At 43.6% G+C, this 20,056-nt stretch carries 19 protein-coding genes; 5 read left to right on the top strand and 14 right to left on the bottom strand.

Annotation, left to right across the window (positions count from 1 at the left end):
* Nucleotides 1-69 precede the first annotated feature (69 nt).
* The 8 genes from dedD to IQ211_RS01690 form a co-directional block, all read right to left on the bottom strand.
* Complete coding sequence (gene dedD, locus IQ211_RS01725; protein ID WP_189758864.1) at nucleotides 70-711, bottom strand: cell division protein DedD; 642 nt, start codon at nucleotides 709-711, stop codon at nucleotides 70-72.
* Entirely contained in the window at nucleotides 701-1,999 is a 1,299-nt protein-coding gene (gene folC, locus IQ211_RS01720; RefSeq protein ID WP_189758863.1) for a bifunctional tetrahydrofolate synthase/dihydrofolate synthase, read from the bottom strand. The genes dedD and folC overlap by 11 nt, the downstream gene beginning before the upstream one ends.
* Nucleotides 1,992-2,939, bottom strand: a complete 948-nt coding sequence (gene accD, locus IQ211_RS01715) for an acetyl-CoA carboxylase, carboxyltransferase subunit beta (RefSeq protein ID WP_189758862.1) — start codon at nucleotides 2,937-2,939, stop codon at nucleotides 1,992-1,994. The genes folC and accD overlap by 8 nt, the downstream gene beginning before the upstream one ends.
* Before the next feature lie 134 nt (nucleotides 2,940-3,073).
* Nucleotides 3,074-3,772 (bottom strand): DedA family protein, encoded by a 699-nt coding sequence (locus tag IQ211_RS01710; protein ID WP_189758861.1) that lies wholly within the window; start codon nucleotides 3,770-3,772, stop codon nucleotides 3,074-3,076.
* A 46-nt stretch (nucleotides 3,773-3,818) separates the two neighbouring features.
* Nucleotides 3,819-4,658, bottom strand: a complete 840-nt coding sequence (truA, locus tag IQ211_RS01705) for a tRNA pseudouridine(38-40) synthase TruA (protein ID WP_189758860.1) — start codon at nucleotides 4,656-4,658, stop codon at nucleotides 3,819-3,821.
* Complete coding sequence (locus IQ211_RS01700) at nucleotides 4,658-5,668, bottom strand: aspartate-semialdehyde dehydrogenase (RefSeq protein WP_189758859.1); 1,011 nt, start codon at nucleotides 5,666-5,668, stop codon at nucleotides 4,658-4,660. Before IQ211_RS01700 ends, truA begins: the two co-directional genes overlap by 1 nt.
* Before the next feature lie 54 nt (nucleotides 5,669-5,722).
* Nucleotides 5,723-6,850: a 4-phosphoerythronate dehydrogenase PdxB gene (gene pdxB / locus IQ211_RS01695; RefSeq protein WP_189758858.1), complete on the bottom strand. Its 1,128-nt coding sequence runs from the start codon at nucleotides 6,848-6,850 to the stop codon at nucleotides 5,723-5,725.
* 157 nt (nucleotides 6,851-7,007) lie between these two features.
* A complete protein-coding gene (locus tag IQ211_RS01690) occupies nucleotides 7,008-7,757 on the bottom strand; it encodes an AraC family transcriptional regulator (protein ID WP_189758857.1) in 750 nt (249 codons plus the stop codon).
* Between the two features lie 131 nt (nucleotides 7,758-7,888).
* On the opposite strand from IQ211_RS01690, the gene IQ211_RS01685 reads away from it, so the two are divergent.
* Nucleotides 7,889-8,788: a DMT family transporter gene (locus tag IQ211_RS01685; protein ID WP_189758856.1), complete on the top strand. Its 900-nt coding sequence runs from the start codon at nucleotides 7,889-7,891 to the stop codon at nucleotides 8,786-8,788.
* Here the strand turns inward: IQ211_RS01685 and IQ211_RS01680 are convergent.
* Both IQ211_RS01680 and tctD read right to left on the bottom strand, forming a co-directional pair.
* Nucleotides 8,741-10,174: a sensor histidine kinase gene (locus IQ211_RS01680; RefSeq protein ID WP_189758855.1), complete on the bottom strand. Its 1,434-nt coding sequence runs from the start codon at nucleotides 10,172-10,174 to the stop codon at nucleotides 8,741-8,743. The two genes, IQ211_RS01685 and IQ211_RS01680, sit on opposite strands and share 48 nt — an antisense overlap.
* Nucleotides 10,171-10,839, bottom strand: coding sequence for a transcriptional regulator TctD (gene tctD / locus IQ211_RS01675; RefSeq protein WP_189758854.1), 669 nt, complete (start codon nucleotides 10,837-10,839; stop codon nucleotides 10,171-10,173). Before tctD ends, IQ211_RS01680 begins: the two co-directional genes overlap by 4 nt.
* 285 nt (nucleotides 10,840-11,124) lie before the next feature.
* On the opposite strand from tctD, the gene IQ211_RS01670 reads away from it, so the two are divergent.
* Genes IQ211_RS01670 through IQ211_RS01660 form a run of 3 tightly spaced genes read left to right on the top strand, consistent with a single transcriptional unit; the run spans nucleotide 11,125 to nucleotide 14,063 of the window.
* Complete coding sequence (locus IQ211_RS01670; protein ID WP_189758853.1) at nucleotides 11,125-12,099, top strand: Bug family tripartite tricarboxylate transporter substrate binding protein; 975 nt, start codon at nucleotides 11,125-11,127, stop codon at nucleotides 12,097-12,099.
* A 13-nt stretch (nucleotides 12,100-12,112) separates the two neighbouring features.
* On the top strand, nucleotides 12,113-12,544 hold the full coding sequence (locus IQ211_RS01665; protein WP_189758852.1) for a tripartite tricarboxylate transporter TctB family protein: 432 nt from the start codon (nucleotides 12,113-12,115) through the stop codon (nucleotides 12,542-12,544).
* Between the two features lie 10 nt (nucleotides 12,545-12,554).
* Nucleotides 12,555-14,063 (top strand): tripartite tricarboxylate transporter permease, encoded by a 1,509-nt coding sequence (locus IQ211_RS01660; protein WP_189758851.1) that lies wholly within the window; start codon nucleotides 12,555-12,557, stop codon nucleotides 14,061-14,063.
* A 131-nt stretch (nucleotides 14,064-14,194) separates the two neighbouring features.
* Here the strand turns inward: IQ211_RS01660 and fabB are convergent, their stop codons facing one another.
* The gene (fabB, locus tag IQ211_RS01655) at nucleotides 14,195-15,409 is read right to left on the bottom strand and encodes a beta-ketoacyl-ACP synthase I (protein ID WP_189758850.1); all 1,215 of its coding nucleotides are present in this window, start codon (nucleotides 15,407-15,409) and stop codon (nucleotides 14,195-14,197) included.
* Between the two features lie 204 nt (nucleotides 15,410-15,613).
* On the opposite strand from fabB, the gene mnmC reads away from it, so the two are divergent.
* Complete coding sequence (gene mnmC, locus IQ211_RS01650; protein WP_189758849.1) at nucleotides 15,614-17,662, top strand: bifunctional tRNA (5-methylaminomethyl-2-thiouridine)(34)-methyltransferase MnmC2/FAD-dependent 5-carboxymethylaminomethyl-2-thiouridine(34) oxidoreductase MnmC1; 2,049 nt, start codon at nucleotides 15,614-15,616, stop codon at nucleotides 17,660-17,662.
* Between the two features lie 98 nt (nucleotides 17,663-17,760).
* On the opposite strand, the gene IQ211_RS01645 is transcribed toward mnmC, so the two are convergent.
* The 3 genes from IQ211_RS01645 to IQ211_RS01635 all read right to left on the bottom strand — a co-directional run bounded on the left by IQ211_RS01645 (nucleotide 17,761) and on the right by IQ211_RS01635 (nucleotide 20,051).
* On the bottom strand, nucleotides 17,761-18,294 hold the full coding sequence (locus IQ211_RS01645; protein ID WP_189758874.1) for a GNAT family N-acetyltransferase: 534 nt from the start codon (nucleotides 18,292-18,294) through the stop codon (nucleotides 17,761-17,763).
* Between the two features lie 5 nt (nucleotides 18,295-18,299).
* Entirely contained in the window at nucleotides 18,300-18,710 is a 411-nt protein-coding gene (locus IQ211_RS01640; protein WP_223281620.1) for a hypothetical protein, read from the bottom strand.
* 1,065 nt (nucleotides 18,711-19,775) lie between these two features.
* Complete coding sequence (locus IQ211_RS01635; RefSeq protein ID WP_189758848.1) at nucleotides 19,776-20,051, bottom strand: YfcL family protein; 276 nt, start codon at nucleotides 20,049-20,051, stop codon at nucleotides 19,776-19,778.
* Nucleotides 20,052-20,056 lie beyond the last annotated feature (5 nt).

Here is a 20,056-nt window from a genome sequence, read left to right as displayed (position 1 = left end):
GTAGATTCATCACTCTACTGAAAATAATTTTCGACAGGTAAACAAACAGCATTTGCTGTGCCAATCAGATTATGGCTTATAATTTTTGATCTGCCCTTGTAATCCCGTAAGTTCCTTTAATTCAGGCACAATAGATTCCAGTGCCTGCCTTGATGCATTCGGTCCTACATAAATTCGGGTTAACTGCCCCTGTACCGGAGAAGAAGGCACTGTATATACCTGGTGCCCAGAAAGACGCAACCTTGCCACTATCTCGTCAACCTTATCCGCGTTTTTTAATGCGCCAAGCTGAACAACATATGCCGTTGCCTGAGGAGCTTGCTCTGTTGGCTCCGGTTTAGGTTTAGTTACCGCTTTTTGTTGAGGAGATGGAGATGGCTCCACTTTTTTAGGCGCTTGCGTGACAGTAACAGGAGGTGCTGTTATTGGCTCGGCAGGCGATGGCCGAGACAGCATCTCGATATCTGGCTCTTGCTCCTGTGATTGCATTGCTTCCGCAGCACCTTCAGGCGGTGTAGACGGCATGTTTTGTGTCAATGGTGGGATCGAGTCAATATCTTCTTCATCACCAGGTTTTGGCACCAAAGGGATCGCCGCAAATTGTTCTTCATTGTATTTCTTATCGCCATCAAAAATCATAGGCAGGACAATGACGCCCAATGCAACAAGAACAATAGTACCAACCAAGCGATTTTGGAATTTACTGGCCACTTTCCTTGCCCTCCTCCAGTGCTTCCATAACATGTGCGACAGTGTGGAAAGAGCCACAAACCACGATAATATCTTGCACCGACGCATCTTTCACTGCCTGCTGCCAGGCTGTTTTTACTTCGGGGAATGTCCGCGCCTGTACAAGATGTCCAGACAATTCGTCAGCTTCTGCTCCCCTCAGTTCATGCAACGATGCGCAATACCACTCATCAATTTGTTGAGAAAGACAAGCAAGTGTACCCACTATGTCCTTATCTCCCAACATGCCAACCACGCCACGGATTTTGCTGTTTGGTGAACGAGGCAATTCTGCCAGTTTTTGCACCAGATAGCCCGCAGCATGTGGATTATGAGCCACATCCAAAATAACCAGCGGATTTTCCCTGATGACTTGGAAACGCCCCGGTAATTGCGCATTTCTTAGCCCTGCACGGATTGCTTGTTCATCAATGGCCCGGCTGACTTTGTCATCCTGCTGCAACAAGCAGTGGATCACCCCCATTGCAGTTGCAGCATTTGCTAACGGCAAATTAGGTAAAGGTAACTCGTTGAATTGTTGCTTATCGCTTCGCCAGTTCCAGCTATCTTCACGCTGTGAGAAATGCCAGTCAACGCCACGACGAAAGAGCTTAGCGCCTAATTCATCCGCAACTTCAGCAATTGAGTGAGGCATATCAGGTTCACCCACTACGGCAAAATGTCCACGGCGGAAAATGCCCGCTTTTTCACGGCCAATGTGTTCGCGATCTGCACCCAACCAATCCGTATGATCCAATGCAATGCTGGTGATTGCGGCAATACCGGCATCAACGATATTGGTGGCATCCAAACGTCCACCCAGCCCAACTTCCAAAATCACGACATCAAGATCCGCTTCTTTGAAAAGTTGTAATGCGGCCAACGTCCCATATTCAAAATAGGTTAATGAGATGTCACCACGCTGGGCTTCAATCGCTGCAAATACACGGCAGAAATCTTGTTCCGTGGGTTCCTTGCCCTGAATACGCACCCTTTCGGTGTAGCAGACTAAATGCGGGGAACTGTACACGCCGACTTTAAGCCCTGCGGCCAGAAAAATGGATTCTAGGGTATGGCAAGTGGTTCCCTTGCCATTAGTACCTGATACCGTGATAACTTTTGGAGCCGGAGTCAATAAGCCTAACTGACGCCCCAGCTTACCCACACGTGCAAGCCCCATATCAATGGCTTTGGTATGCAGGTTTCCCAGATAGGAAAGCCACGTCATCAGTGGCGACGTGGCTTGAGGAATTTGTGAAATATCAGACATCTTCTTTATCAGGATTGATGTTTATATCCGCTTCGACATCAGCAGAATCAACAACGATTGCTTCTACTGGCTCTGCTTTTGTGCCTGGATGAGGTTTGTGGGTCAACATAGCAAGCAAGTTGGCAACTTTATCGCGCATATCTGGACGACGCACGATCAGATCAACCGCCCCCTTCTCCAGCAGGAATTCACTACGTTGGAAACCTTCCGGCAATTTTTCCCGCACAGTCTGCTCGATGACACGAGGCCCCGCAAAGCCAATCAATGCCTTAGGCTCAGCGATATTGATATCACCCAGCATTCCCATACTTGCCGTTACCCCACCCATTGTTGGGTGGGTCAACACACAGATATAAGGCAAACCACGGTGTTGCATTCTTGCCAGCGCTGCACTGGTTTTTGCCATCTGCATCAGTGACATCAACGCTTCCTGCATACGAGCGCCGCCACTGGAAGCAAAACAGATAAATGGACAGTTATCTTCCAGAGCTTGTTCGACAGCGCGCACAAAACGAGCGCCAACCACAGAGCCCATTGAGCCAGCCATGAAATTGAATTCAAAGGCACCCGCCACAACTGGCATATCATGCAGCTTACCCTTCATAACGATGAGTGCATCTTTTTCTTGCGTCTGCTTCTGGGCTGCCACTAAGCGATCTTTATATTTTTTAGTATCGCGGAATTTCAGGATATCTTTGGGTTCCAGTTCACTGCCTAATTCTGTGCCAGTGCCTTCATCCAAAAATGAATGCAATCTCTTACGGGCTGAAATACGCATATGGTGGTCACATCTTGGACACACTTCAAGGTTACGCTCTAATTCAGCACGATAAAGTACCTGACTGCAACTGTCGCATTTTGTCCAAACTCCTTCAGGTATACTGGCCTTACGAGTTTGTATGATTTTGCTTTTGTTTAGAATCTTTTCAATCCAGCTCATTAATGAACCTTTCCGTCTGAATCTGGCTGCTGCCAGCTATTGTTTTACGTGCCATTAAACCACAATGCCATTGCAGTGTGGATAAAAAACTGCTCAAACCTGTTTACGGTTATCGATTTATCTATCTTCTATTTTTATCTATCTACTGCACTGCTTGCTGCTTTTTTCGAGGCAGCACGACGATGACGCCAAATTTCTATGATGCCAGGCAAAATAGAGATAAAAATAATAGCAACAATCAATAATTTCAGATTTTGCTGTATAACTGGCATATCACCAAATAAATAACCGGCATAAGTGAATAATAGCACCCAGATAAATGCACCGATGACATTATAAGCAGCAAAGTGGCGGTAAGACATTTTCCCCATTCCTGCAACAAACGGTGCAAACGTTCTCACAATTGGCACAAACCGAGCCAAAATTATTGCTTTTCCACCATGTTTTTCATAAAACTCATGGGTTTTATCTAAATAACTGCGGCGAAAAATCTTTGAATTGGGATTGGTAAATAATTTCTCACCAAAAATTCTGCCAATGGTATAGTTGATAGCATCACCAATAATCGCGGCTGTAATCATCAAAGCGACCATGACGTGCACATTTAGATCATTGGAATCTAATGCAGACAGTGCGCCAGCCACAAACAGCAAGGAATCCCCTGGCAAAAATGGCGTGACCACCAGACCTGTTTCACAAAATATAATCAGAAATAGGATGCCATAAACCCAATCACCATAACTGGCAACTAATTCAGCTAAATGAGCATCAATGTGTAAAATAAAATCGACAATGAATTTCGCAAAATCAACAAAATGAGTTAAAAACTCCATAATATTCCTCGTTATGACTAAACATCCCTGTCACTATTCGAAAATGTCAGATTAAATGATTTGCCAGAAATAGTGGCCCCATGACGGGTTCAGGTAAACCAAAACACTCAGGATAATCCACAGCAACTAAATATAAGCCTTCAGCCTTGGCAGTGGCTGCCGCTTTTGTCCTGTCTTTCAGCGCCAATAATTCAGCCATCCAGCCAATATCCTGGTTACCACAACCAATTTCCAGCAGGCTGCCAACGATATTACGTACCATATGATGCACGAACGCGTTCGCCTTAATGTCCACGACAATATAATGCCCATGCCGACTAACGTTAATATGCATCATATTGCGCCACGGTGAATTGGATTGGCACTGTACTGCCCGGAAAGAAGTAAAGTCATTTTCTCCCAACAAGCTCTGTGCCGCTTCATGCATTTTTTTCTCATCCAATGGATAATGAAAATGCGTGACACCATGCGCCAATACCGCTGGACGATAACGGTGGTTAAAAATCACATAGCGATAACGGCGAGCAGTTGCACTGAAACGGGCATGGAATTCATCATCCACCGTTTTAACCCAACGTACTGCAATATCCGCTGGCAAATGGGTATTTACCCCCATTGTCCATGCGGCATCTTTACGTTGGGACGAGGTTTCAAAATGCACGACCTGGCCGGTCGCGTGTACCCCTGCATCCGTTCTACCTGCACAAAAAACTGAAATCGGCTCATTCGCAACTTTCGACAGGGCTTTTTCCAGACATTCCTGTACGCTTTTCACTTCTTGCTGACGCTGCCAACCATAATATCGACTGCCGTCATATTCAATCCCCAGTGCAATTTTTACTTTTTTTGCCTCTGGCACAGACTGACTCAGCTCTGTATCAGACATCAGTAAAATTGCTCCTGCATCAGCTTTTCAGCGATTTCAACCGCCATCAAAGCGCCACCGAAACAGATATTATCGGCAACTGACCAAAATTGCAGCATCTCAGGCATACCGTAATCGTTACGCAGACAACCTATGCTCAAACTATCACTGCCCGAAGCATCCGTTACCTGAGTCGGATAATCACCCTCTTCTGAAACCTGAATATCGTCAAGGCGTTCAAATTCACTACGGGCTTCTTCTATGCCAACCGGACGCAACGTTTCCAAATTCACCATTTGGGCAATGCCATAGAAAACAGAAGATTGGACACAACTTACCGAAACCGGCAATCCTTCATCCTGTAATACTTTGCGAATTTGATCGACAATCCGGCGCTCTTCGCGCACCACACCTTCAGCATCAGGCAACAAAGGCAGCAAATTGAAAGCCAATTGTTTGCTGAAACGCCCCTCATCCGGTGGAATGCCATTTAATAAACGAGCACTCTGCCCTGCCAGTTCATCAATAGAGGCTTTGCCATAAACAGAAACTGGCAAGATATTGGTCAAATGTAAACGGGCAATGCCAGCCGTATCGATCAATGGCTTGATGGCAGTCAGAACTTGGCTAGTTGAGCTATCTGCCACTGCAATGATGTTACGGTTACGATATTCAGCCAATGCATAAGGGTTAACGCCAGGAACAACCAGAGGCACATCTGGCTCTGCGGCAAACAAGCCGCTGCTATCGATCACCAGACAACCAAATTCTGTTGCTTTTTCAATATATTGTGCCGTTGTTTCCATCGTCGCAGCAAAAAAAGCAAGTTGTACCTGTGACCAGTCAAACTCTGCCGCATCACGAACCGTGATATTTTTTCCGTTAAAACGCTGGATCTTTCCAACACTTTGTTCACTGGCAAGAAGATGCAGTTCACCAACCGGAAATTGACGTTCCTGTAATAACGCCAATATCGCTTCACCTACTGCGCCCGTTGCACCCAAAAGCGCAATATTCCAACCTTCTGACATGTTGGTTTTCTCCACTTCTCTTATTTTGCTGACAGACAGGGGTTCCTGCCTGTATTAAATCACTTTTGCATTAAATCCAAGTCTGGACAGTAATTGAGCACTCTCTTCTGAGTCACAATGCACGGTCAGTGAAGACCATTCCCGACGATCTGGATAGTATTTGCGTAATCGATCAAAAGCCCCCTCCTGAGCCGCAACCTGACGTAAGGGCGCATCATCACGGCGCACATCATACACTAAATGCATCAAACGCTTGAGGAGACTTTGTGTCACCTCTCCTCGCACGGTGACTTGACTGAAATCGGGTGTTGGCAACAGATCAGCCAATTCCGTCTTGCGCGGTTGCCCCAGGAATTCACAATAAGCCTCAAAAACCTGAGTTGTACCCCGTGCTTTGCCTTCCAGGGTATAGCCGGCAATATGTGGAGTCGCAATATCAACCAACGCTAGCAGGGGTAGAGAAAGGTTAGGCTCTGGCTCCCAAACATCAAGCACTGTACGTAACCTTTTTCCATTTTGCAGCGCGGAAAGTAACGCTTGATTATCAACCACCTCACCACGGCTGGCATTAATCAAAATACAGTTGTCCGGTAATGCAGAGAGTAATGCTGCATCAGCCAAATGATACGTCTGGTATGGGCCAGAGTGATTAAGAGGGGTATGGAAAGTCAGAATATCCGCTTCTTGCACCAATTTTTCTAAAGGCCAGAACGCCCCTTCATCGCCACGATCTGCGCGGGGAGGATCGCACAGTAAGGTCTTCACGCCCAAGGCCGTCAGTCGATCAGCTAAACGTCCCCCGACATTGCCAACACCGACAATACCGACAGTTTTGTCTTTAAGCTGAAATTGATCGCGCTCAGCCAATAGCATCAATGCCGAGAATACATACTCAACCACGGCAATCGCGTTACATCCAGGCGCGGCGGAAAAACCAATCCCTGCCTGAGATAACCATTGCTGATCAATATGATCCATTCCCGCCGTGGCCGTCCCGACAAATTTCACCGAACTGCCCTGCAACAAAGATTCATTGACTTTAGTGACAGATCGAACCATAAAGGCATCAGCGTGTTCCAAAATTCCCTCAGGCACTGGGCGCCCTGGAATTGCCTGCACTTCACCTAATTGCTGGAAGAGTTGTTCAGCATAAGGCATATTTTCATCAACTAAGATTTTCACTTTTCTCATCCAATGGCTTAAATGGGCGTGATCCATTATTCTGCCATTTTATCTGTATAAAACCTATATACCAATCTAACTTCAAGATGCGTGTGATTTCTCCCCGCTATGCGGAAAGATATTAAGACGCATCTTGAAAGACGATTGGTATAGGCTTTCAGCCTTTTCTGAAACGTTCTGGTGTTGTGCCCGCAATCTGTTGAAACATGGCGATAAAAGCCGATGATGAGCTATAACCCACATCAAACGCGATTTCGTGAATACTTTTCCCCTGTTCCAATAAAGAGATGGCATGGAGAAAACGCAACCGTTGCCGCCATTCACTAAATGACATGCCCAATTCTTGCTTACAACGCCGCGATAAAGTTCTCTCTGAGGTATAACGTTTTTTAGCCCACTCCGCTAACGAGGTATTATCCGCCGGATTGCGTTCCAACATCTGTAATACGGGAGCGAGCAACTTATCTTTTGAGGAAGGTAAATAGGTACACTGACTTGGTGACAATTCCAACTGATCAATCAATATCTGTGCCAGCCGCCGATCTTTTTCTGTTTCCAACTGCCGGATCTTTCGCTGAAAAAAATCCACCATAATGGCATTGAAGATACCACTCAAACGGATAAGGCAAGGTTGTTGCGGCAAGGTCTTCGTCCACTGGGGGGAAATGTCAATGATCCAAAATCGCATCGCCTTCCGGTTATAACTTGAATGGGCGATATTTTTCGGTATCCAGATACAAAACTCTGGTGGAGCAAGAAAACGCTGCTTTCCTACCTGCGTTTCCATGACGCCACAAACGACATAAATTAATTGACCAAAAGGATGTGTATGTAACCGACATTCAGTATCAGCATTCAATGTTTCATCACGAAAAGAGAGGATATCTGGCATAATTGGCTGAAACATAACCTTATTTGTCTCCAAGGGTAAATATCTTGTCTTAATAGCCACATCTGTTGTCTGATTATCAATATATATAATAAATCGGTCATTGCTAAACTAAACAGACAAACTACTTACCTAAATAATCCAATTCAATGAAGAACTTATTATTCCCCCTTGTCGCTGTGCTGATCTGGTCAATCAACGCCGTTGTCAGCAAAGCTGCTGCCACTCATATTGAACCGGCTGCAATTTCTTTCTACCGATGGTTTATTGCCTTTTTGGTTCTGACGCCTTTTCTCTTATTGCCAGTTCTACAACAGCGGAAAATCATTGCTCAATATTGGTGGAAGCTCTTGATTTTGGGTTCTCTGGGTATGGTGCTTAACCAAAGCCTGGCATATTATGCAGCCCATACCGTCAGCGCGACAATCATCGGGATTTTCACTTCATTAATCCCCCTGTTAACCGTCATTATCAGTATCTTTGCCTTACGGGTTACCCCCACTGTTGGTATCACTCTCGGCACTGTACTCTCTCTGTTTGGGCTTGTATGGCTGGTCAGCAAAGGGGAACCCACTTCCCTATTGCAACATGGTTTGGGTATTGGAGAAGTAATGATGTTTATTGCCGCCGCTTCTTATGCCTTATATGGAGTTTTAACCAAACGTTGGGCAATTCCATTAGCCAACTGGCAATCACTCTATGCCCAAATTGGGTTTGGCGTTTTATTGCTTTTGCCCAATTTCATGATGGCAGATGATATCCAGTTAACGACCGATAATATTTCCCTTGTTCTGTTTGCTGGTATTCCTGCCTCTATTATTGCTCCCTATTTGTGGATACAAGGTGTCACCCGCATTGGCGCAAACATGACTGCAATTTTTATGAATCTGGCGCCCGTATTTACTGCCATTATTGCTATCGTGGCTCTCCATGAAGAAATGCACAGTTACCATTTAATTGGAGGAGGTGTTGTTTTGGCCGGTGTGATACTCGCGCAACAGTTACGTATCCCGCTCATGCGCAGAAAGCCTGATTATAATTCTCACTAATAACCCACCCAACACCTCACTGGGTAAAAGCTGGAGAGCGGCATTGTGATACTGGCAAATTTCTTTAACAATAGTCAGTCCTAATCCCGCCCCCTCCAGCCCAGCAGCGTTGTCTAAACGGTTAAATGCCATTAGCGATTGGTGAATATCTTCTTGAGCGATCCCTGGACCTGAATCATCGATCTCAAGGCAAGCGTGTTTTTTATCTGGCATTATACTCACCCTCCCCGTTACCACGCCCATTTGCGGGGTATATTTGATGGCATTATCCAGCAAGTTAGCGCACATTTCTGCTAACAATAGCGGATCTCCCCTGATCCATGAAGCCTCTTCCCCTTCGTAGCCTAAGTCAATGTTTTTGCTCTCTGCTTGCTGTAAACGGGAAAAGCAAACTTGTTGCAACAGCGCCACGATATTGACCGGCTGATAATTTTGTATTGCCTCTTTTTCATGCACTCTAAGTTGTGAAAGTTGCAGCAGGCGATCAGTCAGCACGATCATATTATCCAGACTCTTATCAATTGCCGTCAGTATGCTATCCCTCTGTTCCAGATCCTGGTTGCCACGTGCTACTGCAACCTGTGTTTTCAATACTGCTAAAGGCGTTCTTAATTGATGAGAAGCATCCGCACTGAATCGTTCTTGGCGTCCAACCATTAATTCCAACCGTCCAATATAGCGGTTAAGCGATTGCAGTAAGGGAGCAAGCTCGGACCACGGTAAAATATTCGGTAATGGCGTTAGATCATTAGCAGAACGCAGGCTCATCATGCCTGAAAGCTTCCGCAGCGGTTTAAGCAGGAGTTTGAGTAAGATATAAGCAAGGAATAATGCCAATAATACGACAGCCCCTTGATTAACAAGCGAAGACAGCAGTAATTGGTAAGTCATATCTTGACGGGAGGTCACCGTTTCCGCCACCAATATCAACGCCATCCCCATGACGTTACCTTCATTGATGGGTTGATACAATCCCACTACACGTATAGGCTGCCCTTGATATTCCGCATCATAAAAATAAGCCAATGCCGTATATAAGGGTGAACGCTGAACGTTCTGCGGTATTTGAGGAAGATCATCATAACCGGAAATCGTCTTGCCTTGCGGTGAGATAACCTGATAGTACAGACGATCATTTGTATTGCGCTCAAAACTGTCCAAGACAACATAAGGTACGTCAACGATTAAGTTCTGGTCCCGAACAGTCAGGCGTTCAGCAACAGTTCTTGCTGATGCAAGCAGTGTTCTGTCATAAGCCAACATTGCTGCATTTCTCACGCTGGCATACTGGCTATAAACAGAAGCACAGCCCAGTAATAGCAAGGGGACGCCCAGGAACAGCAATAACTGGTGGAATAACGATCGTGGTATTTTCAGATACTTCATTGTGCCAGCCGCTCCAACCGATATCCCAACCCACGCAATGTCTTGATCTCTACATCACTGTTGAGTAATTTTTTTCGTAACCGATGAACATACAGCTCTATGCTTTGTGGATTGGCCTCATCCGATAGGGAAAACACCTGCTCAAACAGCTGCTGTTTAGAAACCGGACGCCCTCGACGATGAAATAGTGTTGTTAACACAGACAATTCTCTGGGAGTCAATGCCAATGGTACATTGTTCAGCACAAAATACCCTTCGCCTTCATAAATTAATGAACCAAATTTCTGTGCCTCTTGTGGTATAGCTGAACTGCGACGCAACAACGCACGAATACGGGCTTCCAGTTCTTGAAAATCAAAAGGCTTGGTTAAATAATCATCGGCGCCGGAATTCAATCCTTTCACACGATCCGTAACTTCTGTTTTAGCAGTCAATAACAGCACGGGTAAGTTTTGACCACGCTTACGTAACCGCGATAACAGAGACAAACCATCCAATCTAGGTAAAGCCACATCCAGAATCAACAACGCATAATTTTCAGTCTGCAAAAGCTGATCTGCCACGATACCGTCTTCCGCCAGATCAACCACAAACCCAGCATTATTCAATGCCTTCTGTAACCAATGTGATAATTCTGGGTGATCTTCAACTAATAAGAGCCGCATTGAATAATACCTATTGTTAAAAATTAACCAGAGAAATAAAGCGGAGATATCACATAATTGCAATATTAAGATTTAGCAATTGCCTAGGGGTTAACAAAAAAACATGAATACAAACAAACCGTTAACGTAATTATGTAAAACACTACGCAAATTAAGCGATTGAGGTCACATCCAGACAACTTTTTTTGTTAATGAAAGGTAATTGAAAGGTTTCGTTTTTATAAATAAGCAGGCACCAGAAATTTGTCATTCATATCCTTTACTGGTGCTATGTGAGGAATAAAAATGAGAACTTTTAAAACATTAGTAGCCACTGCAAGCCTGTTTATTTGCGCCTGCGCTTTTGCAACTTCTGCTCCCAATAGAACTGAATGTATTGCACCCGCCAAACCTGGTGGAGGTTTTGATTTAACTTGTAAACTTATCCAAATTTCACTATTAGAAACTAAAACTATCGATTCTCCCATGCGGGTGACATTTATGCCCGGCGGTGTCGGCGCAGTTGCCTATAATGCCATTATTGCTCAACGGCCTGCGGAAGCCGGCACTATCGTCGCCTTTTCCGGCGGTTCCTTATTGAATCTTGCACAAGGCAAATTTGGTCGCTACAACGTCAATGACGTACGCTGGCTCGCCAGTGTCGGTACAGATTATGGCATGATTGCGGTGCGCAAGGATTCTCCCTACAAAACGCTGACAGATTTAATGGAGGCGTTTAAAAAATCGCCCGATAGTATTGTGTTTGGCGCAGGTGCTTCCATTGGTAGTCAAGACTGGATGAAAACCGCATTACTGGCAAAAGAGGTTGGTGTCGATCCCCGCAAAATGCGCTATGTCGCGTTTGAAGGTGGTGGTGAACCTATCACCGCCCTGTTAGGTAATCATATCCAAGTCGTATCCGGTGATTTAAGTGAAACCTTACCTTATCTCAATGGCGATAAAATTCGCATACTTGCTGTTTATGCCGATAAACGCTTAGACGGCGATCTGGCAAAAATTCCAACAGCAAAAGAACAAGGTTATAACCTTATTTGGCCAATTATTCGCGGTTTTTATATGGGGCCAAAAGTTTCTGATGAACAATATCAATGGTGGGTAGATACCTTTAAAAATCTCCAACAAACTGATGAATTCAAAAAACAACGTGAACTACGCGGATTATTTGAATTCAATATGGCAGGCAAAGAGCTGGATGACTATGTGAAAAAACAAGTTATTCAATACCATGAAATGGCCAAATCCTTTGGTTTAGCAAAATAACAGGGATAGCATCATGAGCGATCGTATCTTTGCTATTGTATGGCTGCTGCTATGTGGAATCGGGTTGGTCGTTGGATGGGGTATCCATAGTGAATATAGCTATGAACCTCTAGGCCCCCGCCCATTTCCAATTGTTATTATTTCATTAATGGCACTCTGTGCTTTACTATTGCTGTTAAAAAAACCTGATCCTGTTTACTGGCCAACATCACAAGTGTTACGTCGCTTAGTTTTATTGATTGCCACACTAACCATTTATGCATGGTCATTTGAGTGGTTGGGTTTTCCACTCGCAACTACGTTATTGACTATCTGTGTGGCACGACTCTTTAACGCCACATTCCTTGCTGCAATTATTTCCGGTTTAGTTCTCGGTAGTTCACTCTTTTTTGCTTTTGATCGTCTGTTAGAAGTCACTCTGCCCGTCGGCAGTTGGCTCAGCTAAGGAGACAACAATGGATACTTGGATATATCTGAGCCATGGTTTTGAAGTCGCATTAGTACCCAAAAACTTGGTCATTGCACTGATAGGCTGTTTTATCGGTACTGTCGTTGGGTTACTGCCCGGTCTTGGTCCTATAAATGGGGTAGCTATTCTGCTGCCTTTGGCTTTTGCATTAAAATTACCTGCTGAATCTGCCCTGATCTTATTGGCAACTGTCTACATTGGTTGTGAGTATGGCGGCCGTATCTCTTCAATCTTACTGAATGTACCGGGAGATGCCGCTGCCATCATGACAACGCTTGATGGCTACCCGATGGCAAAACAGGGGCGAGCGGGCGTTGCACTCTCTATCTCTGCCGTTAGTTCGTTTTGTGGCTCACTTTTGGCTATCACGGGTATCATTTTATTTGCTCCACTTTTGGCACAGTGGTCTTTAGCTTTCGGGCCAGCTGAATACTTTGCACTCATGGTATTTGCCATTGCTTGCCTCGGCAGTATGATGAGCCAAAATCCCATCAAATCACTCCTTGCCGCCTTAATCGGTTTGGCCTTGGCAACCGTGGGCGTAGATGCCAACACCGGCGTTTACCGTTTCACCTTCGATAACGTGCACCTCTCCGATGGTATTCAATTCATTGTCGTCGTTATTGGCCTGTTTTCAGTCAGTGAAATCTTATTGATGCTGGAGAGTACTTCTGCGGGGCAAAAAGTTATTAGCCAGACAGGACGCTTGTTATTCAATAGAAAAGAAGCCGCAACGTGTGTAGGACCAACTTTACGCTCCTCAGTTATTGGCTTTTTTGTGGGAATATTACCTGGTGCAGGGGCGACAATCGCCAGTGCAATAACCTACATGACAGAAAAGCGGCTCAGCGGTAACAGTGATTCATTTGGCAAAGGTGATATCCGGGGTGTAGCTGCACCAGAAGCCGCGAATAACGCATCAGCTTGTGGTTCATTTATCCCTATGCTGACTCTCGGTGTACCCGGCTCAGGTACAACCGCTGTGATGCTGGGTGCTTTGACACTCTACAACATCACCCCAGGCCCTACCATGTTCACCGAACAACCTGATATCGTCTGGGGGCTTATTGCTGCTTTGTTGATCGCTAATATTTTGTTACTGATCATGAACATCCCGATGATCGGGTTATTTACCCGTATGCTCAGTATCCCAATGTGGTTTTTGGTTCCTGCAATAGCTATCGTTTCCGCAGTAGGTGTATATGCCATCCACAGTACCACTTTTGATCTGATGTTAATGGTCGGGTTAGGCGTTTTTGGCTATATACTGCGAAAAATGAATTTCCCAATGTCACCACTGATCTTAGGTTTCGTCTTAGGCGAAATGCTGGAACAAAACCTACGACGGGCACTCTCAATCAGCAATGGAGATTTTGAGATCTTATGGAGTAGTACTATCACACAAGTTTTGCTGATTCTGGCGGTATTAGTCATTGTTATTCCGCCAATTCTGCGCATCATTAATAAACGCCGCAATAAAATCGCGACGCCTTAATAAAAATAGCCAATCCACATAATCAATGGATTGGCTATACCCATCTCACTTCAAGAAACAATGAGTTATGTTGTCTTATAGTGAGCAATTTGAAAGGTAACGCGTATATAAGTTTTTTATTACTTAAAAAATTAGTTTGAATACTTGCGCATCACCAGGGATGCATTTGTACCACCAAACCCGAAGCTATTGGACATCACTGTCCTTAGCTCGCGTTTGGTAGGTTCAGTAATAATATTCATGCCCTGTGCTTTTTCATCCAGGTTTTCAATATTAATGCTTGGTGCAATAATGCCATGCTCTAACATCAACAAACTATAAATCGCTTCATGGGCACCCGCTGCACCCAATGAATGCCCTGTCATCGCTTTAGTCGCGGAAATGGCAGGTGTGTTGTCACCAAAAACTTCTCTAATAGCTTCCAGTTCTTTCAAGTCGCCAACTGGTGTCGAAGTTCCGTGGGTATTGATGTAATCGATTCCACCTTCAACACCGTCTAATGCCATTTTCATACAACGCACAGCGCCTTCTCCAGAAGGCGCGACCATATCTGCACCATCTGAATTTGCCCCATAACCGATAATTTCAGCATAAATATGTGCACCACGGGCTAATGCGTGTTCTAATTCTTCAACAACAACAATACCGCCACCACCCGCGATCACGAAACCATCGCGGTTTTGATCATAAGTACGGGAGGCTTGTTCTGGTGTTTCATTATATTTAGTGGAAAGTGCTCCCATTGCATCAAACTCACAAGCCATTTCCCAGCTTAATTCTTCACCACCACCGGCAAAAATAATATCTTGCTTACCGAGTTGGATTAATTCAACGGCATGACCGATGCAATGTGCAGAGGTTGAACAGGCAGAACTGATGGAGTAGTTAACGCCCTTGATCTTAAACGGTGTTGCCAAACACGCTGATACGCCAGAAGCCATTGCCCGTGTGACCATATAAGGGCCAACGCCACGTAACCCACGGGCACGCATACCATCTGAACCTGCGACTTGGTTATAAGGAGAGCCTCCTCCTGAACCGACAACCAATCCAGTACGAAGATTAGAAACTTGTTCATCGGACAGGCCGGAATCTTTAATTGCCTCATCCATTGCCAGATAAGCATAAATAGATGCGTCACTCATGAAACGTAAAGTTTTGCGGTCAATCAAACCAGAAGTATCCAGTTTTACATTCCCCCAAACATGGCTGCGCATGCCTATTTCTTTAAATTTTTCTGAGAAAGTTATCCCGGAACGGCCCTCTTTCAGAGATTCCAGCACCTCTTTCTGGTTATTACCAATACTGGAAACAATACCCAGACCGGTGATCACTGCACGTTTCATTACTTACCTCATCAATATGTTTACCTGCGGGATTTATTCACCTGCACTTTAGCTTACACTTGTACGCCGAACAAGTCCGATCAGGTTAAAAATTCAAGGAAAAATTGATCTTGACTCAACTTTGAAACTTTACCATGGGTGGTGCAACTAAACGAAGACCGTTAAAATCCACCTATTATTGTTATCAACAGTACAGGCATTATTGTGAAAAGCAGCGCTATCAGCAACGCAACCCTAAGCTGGAATGAGCAGGGCACCCCCATTTCAGAGCAGTTTGATGATGTTTATTTTTCAAATCAAGATGGCTTGGAAGAAACATTATATGTATTTTTGAAAGGCAATCATTTTCCACAACGTTTTAATACGCACTCCCGTCCAGAGTGTGTTATTGCAGAAACTGGATTCGGTACTGGATTGAATTTCCTAACACTTTGGCAATCCTTCTCTCATTTTAGACAACAATATCCTGAAGCTGTATTAAAACGGCTACATTACATCAGTTTTGAAAAATACCCATTAAAACCCACTGACCTGAAAACAGCACACCAACGTTGGCCAGAACTGAAAGCGTTTTCTGCGCAATTATGCCAACAATGGCCCCTACCACTGGCGGGCTGCCATAGATTAATCCTGGATAATGGCGCTATTACCCTGGATCTTTGGTTTGGCGATGTAAATGATCTATTACCGAAAATAAGTTCAAACCTGACAGGGAAAATTGATGCCTGGTTTTTAGATGGTTTTGCACCAGCAAAAAATCCACAAATGTGGAGTGAACAGCTGTTCGCTGCAATGGCAAAATTTTGTCGTCCTGAAGGGACTTTTGCGACCTTTACCTCCGCCGGAACAGTCCGCCGAGGATTGCAGGCAGCAGGCTTTAATGTCACTAAGGTTAAAGGCTTTGGGCGTAAAAGAGAGATGCTAACTGGCACTTTATCGCCATCAAGTGGCCCACTTCACTTACCTTATGCCCCCTGGTTTTCTCGCAAAGCCGCTACCTGTACCGATGACATTGCCATCATCGGTGGAGGTGTTGCCAGTGCATTAACCGCACTTGCCCTATTGCGCCGTGGCGCCAAAGTCACACTATATTGCCAGGATGAACAACCTGCCCAAAATGCATCCGGTAATCAACAAGGGGCCATTTACCCCCTATTGAATGGTAATAATGATCCGTTAGAACGCTTCTTTACATCAGCATTTACTTTTGCCCGCCGTCAGTACGATCAATTAATTGACGAAAATGTATCGTTTGACCATCAATGGTGTGGTGTCAACCAATTAGCTTATGATGAAAAAAGCGCAAATAAAATCAGCAAAATGCTACGGACAGCATGGCCAGAAGACATTGCGCTTGGTATGAACCGCAACCAATTAAGCCATGTCAGTGGAATAGATGTGAATTATGCTGGCATCCACTATCCACAGGGAGGATGGTTATCCCCTGCACAACTCACTCAAGCAGTGATTAAACTGGCTGAACAACGCGGAATGCAGGTTTATTTTCATCATAAAGTAATTCAGCTTATCCGGAGTGAAAACGGCTGGCAATTACAGCTTGAACATAAGGAAAACCTGCAATACAAGGCTCACAAAGTTGTCATTATTGCCAATGGCCACTGTCTGCCACAATTTGAACAGACGAGAAAACTCCCTGTAACCGCTGTTCGCGGTCAGGTTAGCCATATTCCAACGACAGATAGCCTGAGCCAATTAAAAAGCGTACTGTGCTACGATGGCTACATGACTCCCGTTAATCCTAATAACCAATATCACTGTATCGGTGCCAGTTATCAACGCAACCAGTTGGATACACGGTATTCTGCTATCGAGCAACAAGAAAACCGAGATCGTTTATTAAAATGTTTCCCTGATGTTGATTGGCCACAAGAAATCGACATTTCAGAAGAGAAGTCTCGTCAGGGTATTCGATGTGTCATCCGGGATCATATGCCAATGGTCGGCAATGTTCCTGCTTTCAGTGAACTTATGGATAAATATGCAAATTTATCTCTGCAAATAAACACGAATAAGATGATTGAAGAATCTCCTTGTTATCCAGATTTATTTGTTCTTGGTGTGTTAGGTTCACGTGGATTATGTTCTGCTCCTTTAAGCGCAGAATTATTGGCTAGCCAAATTTTCGGGGAACCTCTCCCGCTTGATGACGAGACATTAGCGGCTTTACACCCAAATCGTTTTTGGGTTAGGAAGTTATTGCGTGGCAAAGCGGTAAGAACAGAAAAACCTTAAAGTAGTTTATGTTGTGCACCAGACATGGGAAAAATATGTCTGGTGTAAACCCCAAGATTTTTATTCCCCAAATCGATATCATTTTCAAATTCAGTAAGTTACTTAGGTATAGTGGCCACAGTAAGCAAACATCTCATTACACAACGTTGTTCTTCAGCAAAGCCATAATCGATTTCACTTTGTCGTATTTGCTGTAATGACTCAGAAAGTTGCTGCAACGCTAAGATCTCAAACCCCAATTTATGATAGAAAGGTGCATTCCAGTTAACATAACGAAAAGTTGTCAATGTCACAGCATTAAGATAGCGCTGTTCAGCAACCTGCATGACTTTTTCAATCAATGCCTTTCCAATACCTTTTCTTTGCCAATTTTCATGCACTGAAAGCTCCATAATATGTAACCCATCATCTAACGGCTTAGCTAAAATAAAACCAACAGGCAAAGCATCTTCATTAAGGGCAACCCAGCTATTGCCTTGCGCAATATAGTCCAAATGTTGCTGCTCCGTTTGCACATGACCATCGGCTATCCAAGCCAGCTCAGGTATAAACCTAAACAATTTCGCAGCAGAACGTTCTATTGCTGGTAATTGGCTTACATCTGATTTTTGTGTTAAGCGAATAGAAGGCATTGTGTTCAAATCATAAACCTCATTGTTGCAATAATGGCACCAGAAAAACCAAACATCATTGTGACCATCCATTTGGTTTGAGCAACTATTTTATTGGATAGCTCCTCATTTAAAGTTGATATTCTCTGATGTATAGATGAGATATCACTACGCACAGATGATATCTCCTTGTAAATCAGTGAATTAACCATTTCAATATCCGTTTTTGTTGCATAGTTTGATTTTATAACAGCAACATCCATTTTGATTTGAGCAACGTCTGATTCCAGATTTTCAACTCTTTTTTCCAATGTTATATTCATCGATTTTTTCTCAGCAAATCTTAATACGTCATAATTTATAGGTTCAGGTAATAAAAGTGCTTTGTTATTTTCAGCATACTCTCTGTCCAGGGCAACCGCATGAGTTATCAGCATGTTAAAACAAACAATTAATTAACACTAAAGTCTTGATGAGAACACCTTGTGTGGTTAATTATAGAGCAATAAGGTGAACCAACATTACGTCATATTCGCTTAAATATTGTGTATTGAATCCATTCTGAAACATATATTTAACAAAAAATCAACTCGTGCGGGAGCCCTGACTCTCTGTCACCACTTTGAATAAAGTTTCTTCCTAGTTTCATGTCACTATCTCCTGAAATATCCTTTTCTGTACGCATTAAACTTCCAGTTGCCATTTACAACCCGCTATGAAACTTGATATCTCCCCGCTTTGCGGGGAGATATCACATGCATCTTGAAGTTAGACTGGTATAGCTTTGACTTCCCAAGAGGAATTTATTCGTTTTTTAATCTGAACTCTTATTGATTTTCCACTTATAAATCCCCTTGCATCAGTGGGTTAATTAAGTAAGTAAAAGTCTCTTTATTTCCCTGTGTATCATGACCAAAATCTTAGCATCATTATTTACTTTAATCATCAGTCGTTCCATTAATAACATGATTATTTAAAAGCAATGATAAATAATTATATTCATACTCGTTAAAATCCAACATATTTATACATCATTTTAACGTAACATAAAAAAATTTCCTTAGATAATAGTAATAAATAGAATGTCATTATTTAGCCATCATTTATATTTAATTTCATTCAATATATTAACATCCTAATTATTTTAATATACTAATCCAATTTCAAGTTGCAGTGGAGATATATAAGACGCATCTTGAAAGGCAGTGTGTATATGACAACATTGTTCCGGCAAGGAGTGCTTAAAGCTATATTTTGGATAAATTTAACCGCCAGATAACTGTACTTTATATTTACTATAAAAAGATCAATAAAGATTTCATTATCACTATTTATTCTCATTATTGAGATACGCTACGCATTTTTTTGCCATTGAAGATAGGGGATTACTCAGTCCGAGCAAAAAATGAAGGGCTATATGAATAGCCCTAAATATCTAACTTCAAGATGCGTGTGATTTCATATCGTGTTGCAACTTGAAGTTTAATGCGTATATTAAAGAATTACTCTTTCGCACCATCCAGCAGTTTTCGCCAGGTTGCCAAAACCAAAACTTGATCCGGTGGAGTCAGCTCTCCCACTTTAATCGCTTTGTGGATGCTTTCTTCAACACGCTGATGAAGCTGTTCGACCGTATTTGCACCTTCTTGCTCTAATTCAGCAACAGCTAATGTCAGATGACCGCGGAGGTAACCACCAGCAAATAATTCATCATCACTGGCCTGTTCAACCATATCATCAATTTGCGCCAGAATGCGTGTTTCAAACTCTGCGAGCATTATTT

It is taken from the genome of Xenorhabdus griffiniae, from assembly GCF_015163655.1.
GTDB classification, from domain to species: Bacteria; Pseudomonadota; Gammaproteobacteria; order Enterobacterales; family Enterobacteriaceae; genus Xenorhabdus; species Xenorhabdus griffiniae.
This window is presented reverse-complemented; position numbering and strand designations above follow the sequence as displayed.

Coding starts and splice junctions, on each gene's coding strand:
- folC (WP_189758863.1), bottom strand. CDS start 1,999: ATGTCTGATATTTCACAAATTCCTCAAGCCACGTCGCCACTGATGACG.
- accD (WP_189758862.1), bottom strand. CDS start 2,939: ATGAGCTGGATTGAAAAGATTCTAAACAAAAGCAAAATCATACAAACT.
- IQ211_RS01710 (WP_189758861.1), bottom strand. CDS start 3,772: ATGGAGTTTTTAACTCATTTTGTTGATTTTGCGAAATTCATTGTCGAT.
- truA (WP_189758860.1), bottom strand. CDS start 4,658: ATGTCTGATACAGAGCTGAGTCAGTCTGTGCCAGAGGCAAAAAAAGTA.
- IQ211_RS01700 (WP_189758859.1), bottom strand. CDS start 5,668: ATGTCAGAAGGTTGGAATATTGCGCTTTTGGGTGCAACGGGCGCAGTA.
- IQ211_RS01690 (WP_189758857.1), bottom strand. CDS start 7,757: ATGTTTCAGCCAATTATGCCAGATATCCTCTCTTTTCGTGATGAAACA.
- IQ211_RS01685 (WP_189758856.1), top strand. CDS start 7,889: ATGAAGAACTTATTATTCCCCCTTGTCGCTGTGCTGATCTGGTCAATC.
- IQ211_RS01680 (WP_189758855.1), bottom strand. CDS start 10,174: ATGAAGTATCTGAAAATACCACGATCGTTATTCCACCAGTTATTGCTG.
- tctD (WP_189758854.1), bottom strand. CDS start 10,839: ATGCGGCTCTTATTAGTTGAAGATCACCCAGAATTATCACATTGGTTA.
- IQ211_RS01670 (WP_189758853.1), top strand. CDS start 11,125: ATGAGAACTTTTAAAACATTAGTAGCCACTGCAAGCCTGTTTATTTGC.
- IQ211_RS01665 (WP_189758852.1), top strand. CDS start 12,113: ATGAGCGATCGTATCTTTGCTATTGTATGGCTGCTGCTATGTGGAATC.
- IQ211_RS01660 (WP_189758851.1), top strand. CDS start 12,555: ATGGATACTTGGATATATCTGAGCCATGGTTTTGAAGTCGCATTAGTA.
- fabB (WP_189758850.1), bottom strand. CDS start 15,409: ATGAAACGTGCAGTGATCACCGGTCTGGGTATTGTTTCCAGTATTGGT.
- IQ211_RS01645 (WP_189758874.1), bottom strand. CDS start 18,294: ATGCCTTCTATTCGCTTAACACAAAAATCAGATGTAAGCCAATTACCA.
- IQ211_RS01640 (WP_223281620.1), bottom strand. CDS start 18,710: ATGCTGATAACTCATGCGGTTGCCCTGGACAGAGAGTATGCTGAAAAT.
- IQ211_RS01635 (WP_189758848.1), bottom strand. CDS start 20,051: ATGCTCGCAGAGTTTGAAACACGCATTCTGGCGCAAATTGATGATATG.